The sequence below is a fragment of the Pseudoxanthomonas taiwanensis genome, from assembly GCF_010093135.1.
Taxonomy (GTDB): domain Bacteria; phylum Pseudomonadota; class Gammaproteobacteria; order Xanthomonadales; family Xanthomonadaceae; genus Pseudoxanthomonas; species Pseudoxanthomonas taiwanensis.
Map to the genome: position 1 here is coordinate 1 of NZ_PDWK01000104.1, position 6551 is coordinate 6551.

The 6551-nt window shown below is 71.2% G+C and carries 8 protein-coding genes and 1 pseudogene; 8 read left to right on the top strand and 1 reads right to left on the bottom strand.

Annotated features, from left to right (window positions below; all coding sequences use genetic code 11):
- Positions 1 to 46 precede the first annotated feature (46 nt).
- The 8 genes from ybgC (at position 47) to queE (ending at position 6426) form a co-directional block, all read left to right on the top strand.
- The gene (gene ybgC / locus CR938_RS13520; RefSeq protein WP_162125500.1) at positions 47 to 490 is read left to right on the top strand and encodes a tol-pal system-associated acyl-CoA thioesterase; all 444 of its coding nucleotides are present in this window, start codon (positions 47 to 49) and stop codon (positions 488 to 490) included.
- A gap of 52 nt (positions 491 to 542) precedes the next feature.
- A complete protein-coding gene (gene tolQ, locus CR938_RS13525) occupies positions 543 to 1316 on the top strand; it encodes a protein TolQ (protein WP_162125501.1) in 774 nt (257 codons plus the stop codon).
- 52 nt (positions 1317 to 1368) lie between these two features.
- Positions 1369 to 1806 carry a protein TolR gene (gene tolR, locus CR938_RS13530; protein WP_162125502.1) on the top strand — a complete coding sequence of 146 codons (438 nt, stop codon included), beginning with the start codon at positions 1369 to 1371 and terminating at the stop codon, positions 1804 to 1806.
- Positions 1796 to 2785, top strand: a complete 990-nt coding sequence (gene tolA / locus CR938_RS13535) for a cell envelope integrity protein TolA (RefSeq protein WP_162125503.1) — start codon at positions 1796 to 1798, stop codon at positions 2783 to 2785. The genes tolR and tolA overlap by 11 nt, the downstream gene beginning before the upstream one ends.
- Before the next feature lie 147 nt (positions 2786 to 2932).
- Positions 2933 to 4255 (top strand): Tol-Pal system beta propeller repeat protein TolB, encoded by a 1323-nt coding sequence (gene tolB, locus CR938_RS13540; protein WP_162125504.1) that lies wholly within the window; start codon positions 2933 to 2935, stop codon positions 4253 to 4255.
- Between the two features lie 73 nt (positions 4256 to 4328).
- Complete coding sequence (pal, locus tag CR938_RS13545; protein WP_162125505.1) at positions 4329 to 4841, top strand: peptidoglycan-associated lipoprotein Pal; 513 nt, start codon at positions 4329 to 4331, stop codon at positions 4839 to 4841.
- A 3-nt stretch (positions 4842 to 4844) separates the two neighbouring features.
- Positions 4845 to 5645: a tol-pal system protein YbgF gene (gene ybgF, locus CR938_RS13550; RefSeq protein ID WP_425502456.1), complete on the top strand. Its 801-nt coding sequence runs from the start codon at positions 4845 to 4847 to the stop codon at positions 5643 to 5645.
- Positions 5646 to 5766: 121 nt separating this feature from the next.
- Positions 5767 to 6426: a 7-carboxy-7-deazaguanine synthase QueE gene (queE, locus tag CR938_RS13555; RefSeq protein WP_162125506.1), complete on the top strand. Its 660-nt coding sequence runs from the start codon at positions 5767 to 5769 to the stop codon at positions 6424 to 6426.
- A gap of 16 nt (positions 6427 to 6442) precedes the next feature.
- Here the strand turns inward: queE and CR938_RS13560 are convergent.
- Positions 6443 to 6551 (bottom strand): annotated as a pseudogene (locus CR938_RS13560) (IS110 family transposase); the annotation flags it as partial.

Here is a 6551-nt window from a genome sequence, read left to right on the forward strand (position 1 = left end):
CCTACAGGGGCACCGACGCATCCGGCCGTGGCGGCCGGCAGCGGTCATGCTTTACGCCCTGTCCCGGATCAGCAAGCCGATGTTCAGCATACCGATACGCGTCTACTGGGAAGATACCGACGCCGGTGGCGTGGTCTACCACGCCCGATACCTGGCCTTCCTCGAACGGGCGCGCAGCGACGCGCTGCGTGCGATGGGCTGGGGCCAACGTGCCCTGCAGGAGGCCGGGCTGGTGTTTGCGGTCCACTCGATGCATCTGGACTTCCTGCGGCCGGCGCGGCTGGACGACCTGCTGGAGGTCACCGCCGAGGTCGCCCGGGTCGGCCGGGCCAGCGCGGTCTTCGCCCAGCGCATCCTGCGCGGCGGGGAACTGCTGCTGACCGCCGAGGTCAAGGTGGCCTCGCTGCGGGCCGGCGACTTCCGCCCCTGCCCGATGGAAGACAGGCTCCATGAGGAACTGAAATCGCTGCAGGCCGGTCGAAGCGCATGACGCGCGGGCCGGCCTGTGCCTGGCACCGAACTTTGCGACTGAGGAACGAAGGATGACCGTATCGATCCCGGCCCTGGTGGCCACCGTGGTGGAGGCGTTGCCGGAGGAGGCCGCCACCGCCGCAGCCGCGGGTGCGGCGGCCGCCACCCACGGCGGCATCAACTACCTGGACCTGATGCTGCGCGCGAGCCTGCCGGTCAAGCTGATCGTGCTGCTGCTGCTGGCCGGCTCGCTGATCAGCTGGGTGATCATTTTCCGCAAGCTGCGCAGCTTCAAGCGCGCCGACCAGGAGGCGGACGAGTTCGAGAACCGGTTCTGGTCCGGCGCCGACCTGTCCAAGCTGTACGCCGCCGCGGCCGACCGCAACCGCGTGGTGGTCGGCCTGGAGGCGATCTTCGAGGCCGGCTTCCGCGAGTTCCTGCGCCTGCGCGAGCGCCGCCACGACGGCCGCGCGCAGCTGGAGGGCGCGCAGCGGGCCATGCGCGTGGCCTTCACCCGCGAGGTCGGCCAGCTGGAGCGGAACCTGGAGCTGCTGGCCAACATCGGCTCCACCGCCCCGTACGTGGGCCTGGTGGGCACCGTGTTCGGCATCATGGTGACCATGCACGACATGGTCGCCCAGGGCCAGCAGGTGGGCATCGCCTCGGTGGCGCCGGGCATCTCCGAGGCCCTGTTCGCCACCGCCATCGGCCTGTTCGTCGCCATCCCGGCGGTGTGGGCCTACAACCGCTACACCACCCGCGTGGAGCGCCTGTCGCAGCGCTACGAGAGCTTCGCCGACGAGTTCAGCTCGATCCTGCAGCGCCAGGCCGGCGCGGACGAGTGACGCGCCACCGGCCCGCCCGGGCCCGTCCACAGGGTCGTACAGGAACCTCCCCATGACCACCGGCTTTTCCCGCCACAAGCGCCGCAAGCTGAAGTCCGAGATCAACGTCGTGCCCTACATCGACGTGATGCTCGTGCTGCTGATCATCTTCATGGTCACCGCGCCGCTGCTGAGCCTGAGCGTGGACGTGGACCTGCCCCGGTCCAACGCCCGCTCGGTGGAGAGCAAGAAGGACCCGGTGGTCGTCACCGTGGACGCCCAGGGCCGCTACTTCCTGACCCTGCAGGGCGGGCGCCCCGAGCCGATCGACGCCACCGAGCTGACCGCCAGGCTGCAGGCCTTCGTGGCGCAGAACAGCGAAGTGCCGGTGTTCGTGGCCGCGCCGGGCGGGGTGGAGTACCAGAAGGTGATGGACACCATGGTGCTGGTCCAGCAGGCCGGGGTGCCGCGGGTCAGCCTGATGAGCCAGCCGGGCGACAATGCACGCTGAGGCCTTCCCGCGACCGCAGGATCCGCGCGAGGGCGGGCTGGCCGGCCCGCTGGCGCTGGCCGTCGCCCTGCACATCGCGGTGGCGCTGCTGTTCTGGCTGGCCTGGTGGTGGTCGCCGCCGCGGAAGGTGGAGCCGGCCGCCGGTTCGCCGGCCATCGAGGCTTCGCTGGTGGTCTCGGCCGCCGACGTGGCCGCGGCCCGGCGTCGCGCCGAGGAGGCGCCCAAGCCCGAGCCGCTGCCGCCGCCGGTGGCCGAGACCGCCCCCGAGGAGACCGTGCCGCCGCCGCAACCGCTGCCCGAGCCGCGCCCGCAGGATGCGCCGGTGGCCCCGCAGCAGAAGGCCCAGGACTTCCTGCCCGAGCCGGACACGGTGGACCAGGACGAGGCCCGTCGCGACGCCATCGCCCGGGAGAAGGCCGAGCGCGAGCAGGAGGAGCGCCGCCGCCAGCAGCAGGTGGACCTGACCGAGCAAGAGCGGCAGCGTGAGGCCGAGAACCAGCGCCGCCTGGCCGCCCAGGCCGAGGAGGCCGAGCGCCAGAGGAAGCTGGCCGAGATCCGCCGCCAGCGCGAGGAGGCCGCCCGCCAGGCGCAGCTGGCCGAGCAGCGCCGGCGCCAGCTGGAGCAGGCCCGGCAGCGCCAGGCCAATGCCCCGGCCCAGGCCAGCCAGGGCACGCCCGGCCAGGGCGGCAGCAGCGAGGACCTGCTGGCCCGGTACGCGGCCGCCATCCAGGAGGCGGTGGCCCGGCAGTGGATCCGGCCGGAGACCGTGCCGCTGGGCCAGCGCTGCAAGGTGGTGATCCGCCAGCTGCCCGGCGGCGAGGTGATCGACGTCCAGGTCCAGCCCGGCTGCCCGTACGACGAGGCCGGCCGCCGCTCGCTGGAGGCGGCGGTCCTGCGCGCCCAGCCGCTGCCCTACCGGGGCTTCGAGGCGGTGTTCCAGCGCACCCTGACCCTCAATTTCGAGGCCCAGGACCGCTGAGAACCCGGACGCCCCGGTACGGTCAAAGGGGCCGGTCCCGTCCCGCCCCGTTTTCACGCGTTTTCGTTCATGATTGCGAATACGTTCACCCTCGCGCTGCTATCTCTTCCAGTGCCCCGCCGCAAAACAGGAACGCCGACCTTGGCCATGAAGACCCCACTGCGCTGGTTCGCCCTGTTCGTCGCCCTCCTGGTGGCGCCCCTGATGGCCTCGGCCCAGCAGCAGGGGCTGGAGATCGACATCATCGGCGGCAATGCCTCGGCCCTGCCGATCGCGGTGGTGCCCATGCCGTACCAGGGCAGCGGCACCCCGCCGGAGACGGACGTGGCCAAGGTGGTGCGCGACGACCTGGCCCGCTCCGGCCAGTTCCGCACCCTGCCCGAGGCGCAGATGGTCGAGCGCCCGACCCGCGGCGGCGAGATCAACTACCCCACCTGGCGCCAGCTGCGCCAGGACTACATCGTGGTCGGCCGCGTGCTGGATGCCGGCGACGGCGGCTACCGCGTGGAGTACGAGCTGTTCGACGTGGCCCGGGGCGAGCGCCTGCTGGGCCTGGCCATGACCGCGCGCGCCAGCGCCATGCGCGACGTGGCCCACCAGATGGCCGATGCCATCTACGAGAAGATCCTGGGCGTGCGCGGCGCGTTCTGGACCCGCATCGCCTACGTCACCGCCACCGGCAGCGGCAACGGCATGCGCTACGCCCTGGTGGTGGCCGACTCCGACGGCTGGAACCCGCAGACGGTGGTGCGCTCGGCCGAGCCGTTGCTGTCGCCGGCCTGGAGCCCGGACGGCCGCAAGCTGGCCTACGTCAGCTTCGAGCGCGGCAACTCCTCAATCTACATCCAGGACATCGCCACCGGCGCCCGCGAGCTGGTGGCCAGCTTCCGCGGCATCAACAGCGCCCCGTCGTTCTCGCCGGACGGCCGCAAGCTGGCCCTGTCGCTGTCGCGCAGCGGCAATCCCGAGATCTACGTGATGGACCTGGCCACGCGCCAGCTGACCCAGCTGACCAACCATTTCGGCATCGACACCGAGCCGACCTGGAGCGCCGACGGCTCGACCATCTACTTCACCTCCGACCGCAGCGGCCGCCCGCAGATCTACAAGGTCCCGGCCACCGGCGGTCCCGCCACCCGGGTCACGTTCCAGGGCAACTACAACGCCACCGCGTCCGTCTCCTACGACGGCAAGAAGATCGCGATGGCTCAGGGAACCGGCAACACGTACCGCATCGCCATCATGGACACCAGCCTGGGCACCCCCCGCTGGACCACCGTGTCCACCGGCTCCCTGGACGAATCCCCCAGCTTCGCCCCCAACGCCAGCATGCTGCTCTATGCCGCGCGTGAGGGCGGGCGAGGGGTGTTGTATGCGGTATCGGCCGACGGCCGGGTACGCCAGCGCCTGGTCCTGGCCGACGGCGACGTGCGCGAACCTGCGTGGTCGCCCTACCGCAGCGCGCGTTAAAAATCGGTTGTAAGATTCGCCCGTTGCACGCTTATCTCAACCACCACCCACTGTGCATCAGAAGGAAATGATCATGAACGCCACCACCCGAGTCCTGCTGGTTTCCGCGCTGTCCGTGGCCGTCCTGGCCGGCTGCTCCAAGAAGGTCAAGGAGCAGCCCGTCGCCGAGGAGCCGGCCCCGGCCACCCCGACCGCCCCGGTCGCCGACGACGGCCGCTACGGTCCGGAGGACCTGGACACCGACGCCTGCCTGCGCCAGCGTGTCATCTACTTCGACTTCGACCAGGACGCCCTGAAGCCGGAGTTCCAGGCCATCGTCAGCTGCCACGCCAAGTACCTGGTGGACCGTCCGTCGGCCCGCGTGACCCTGCAGGGCCACGCCGACGAGCGCGGCTCGCGCGCCTACAACCAGGCCCTGGGCGAGCGCCGTGGCAACGCCGTCAACTCGGCCCTGCAGGCCGCCGGCGGCTCGGCCAGCCAGCTGGAAGTGGTCAGCTTCGGCGAGGAGCGTCCGGTCTGCACCGAGTCCAACGAGGCCTGCTGGGCGCAGAACCGCCGCGTCGAGATCATCTACAACGCGCGCTGATCGATGGCCCGCAGCCGTTCCATCGGCATGATGCTGGTCGTGGCGGCCCTGGCGGCCGCCACGCCCGCGCATGCGCAGAAGCTGAGCCTGGCCGACCGTGTCGCCCGCCTGGAAGCCCAGGCCAACAACACCCAGGCCATGCAGGACATGCTCAACCAGCTGGAGCTGCTGCGCCGCGAGGTGCAGGAGCTGCGCGCCTCGGTGGAGCAGCTGCAGTACGAGAACCAGCAGCTGCAGCAGCGCAACCGCGACCAGTATCTGGACCTGGACGGCCGCCTGAACCGCCTGGAGGGCGGGGCCCTGCCGGCACCGCCGCCCGAGGCCACGCCCGCCGCGGCCCCGGCCAAGGCCGCCCCGTCCGCCGCGGCCGACGCCCCGCGCGTCCACGGCGACCCGGGCTCGCTGGCCCGCGCCGAGGACGAACGCGCCGCCTACAACGCCGCCTTCGACGTGCTCAAGGCCGGCCGCTACGACGAGTCGGCGCAGATGTTCCAGGCCTTCCTGGACGCCTATCCGGCCGGCGTGTACGCGCCCAACGCGCTGTACTGGCTGGGCGAGAGCTACTACGCCACCGGCAACTACGCCCTGGCCGCGGAGCAGTTCCGCGCCCTGATCGGGCGTTACCCGACCCACGACAAGGCGCCCGGCGCCATGCTCAAGCTGGGCCTGGCCCAGTTCGGCGAAGGCCGGGTGCAGCAGGCGCAGGCCACGCTGGAGCAGGTGGCCGCCCAGTACCCGGGCACCGACGCGGCGCGCATCGCCGCCGACCGCCTGCGTTCGATCCAGATCAGCCAGCTGCGCTGAGCCTGCCGCATTCCGCGCGCCGCGGGACCAGCCGTCCCGCGGCGCGTTTTTCTTTCTTTCCGCCGGACCCGTCCGGCCCGGTCCGGCTGGCCGCAAGGCGCCGGGACTTACAATGCCGCCCATGGACACCCCGCTTCCGCAGAACCGCCTGCGGATCACCGAAATCTTCCTGTCGCTGCAGGGCGAGGCCGACACGGTTGGCTGGCCCACCGTGTTCGTGCGCCTGACCGGCTGCCCCCTGCGCTGCCAGTACTGCGACCCCGCCTACGCCTTCCATGGCGGGCAGTGGTGGGACATCGACGCCATCCTGGCCGAGGTGGCCCGCCACGGCGTACGCCACGTGTGCGTGACCGGCGGCGAGCCGCTGGCGCAGAAGCGCTGCCTGGACCTGCTGCGGCGGCTGTGCGACGCCGGTTACCTGGTCTCGCTGGAGACCTCCGGCGCGCTGGACATCGGCGGGGTGGACCCGCGCGTGTCTCGGGTGGTGGACCTCAAGACTCCCGGCTCGGGCGAGGTGGCGCGCAACCGCCTGGAGAACATCCCGCTGCTGGCCCCGCGCGACCAGGTCAAGTTCGTCCTGTGCGGGCGCGAGGACTACGAATGGGCGCGCGACATGGTCGCCACCCACGCCCTGGACCGCCGCTGCCAGGTGCTGTTCTCGCCCAGCAAGGGCCAGCTGGACGCGCGCGAACTGGCCGACTGGATCGTCGCCGACCGCCTGCCGGTGCGGTTCCAGCTGCAGCTGCACAAGATCCTCTGGAACGACGAACCCGGCCGCTGAGTAACCGTCTTCCGAGTCAAGCGCCGTGAAGCGCGTTATCCCAAGGTTTGTTGGTTCTGACCATGGCATTGAGCACGGTCAGCAGCTTGCGCATGCAAGCGACCAAGGCGACTTTGGGGCATTTG

Excerpts from the sequence above, each read along its gene's own strand:
- ybgC (WP_162125500.1), top strand. The coding sequence starts at position 47 with ATGCTTTACGCCCTGTCCCGGATCAGCAAGCCGATGTTCAGCATACCG.
- tolQ (WP_162125501.1), top strand. The coding sequence starts at position 543 with ATGACCGTATCGATCCCGGCCCTGGTGGCCACCGTGGTGGAGGCGTTG.
- tolR (WP_162125502.1), top strand. The coding sequence starts at position 1,369 with ATGACCACCGGCTTTTCCCGCCACAAGCGCCGCAAGCTGAAGTCCGAG.
- tolA (WP_162125503.1), top strand. The coding sequence starts at position 1,796 with ATGCACGCTGAGGCCTTCCCGCGACCGCAGGATCCGCGCGAGGGCGGG.
- tolB (WP_162125504.1), top strand. The coding sequence starts at position 2,933 with ATGAAGACCCCACTGCGCTGGTTCGCCCTGTTCGTCGCCCTCCTGGTG.
- pal (WP_162125505.1), top strand. The coding sequence starts at position 4,329 with ATGAACGCCACCACCCGAGTCCTGCTGGTTTCCGCGCTGTCCGTGGCC.
- ybgF (WP_425502456.1), top strand. The coding sequence starts at position 4,845 with ATGGCCCGCAGCCGTTCCATCGGCATGATGCTGGTCGTGGCGGCCCTG.
- queE (WP_162125506.1), top strand. The coding sequence starts at position 5,767 with ATGGACACCCCGCTTCCGCAGAACCGCCTGCGGATCACCGAAATCTTC.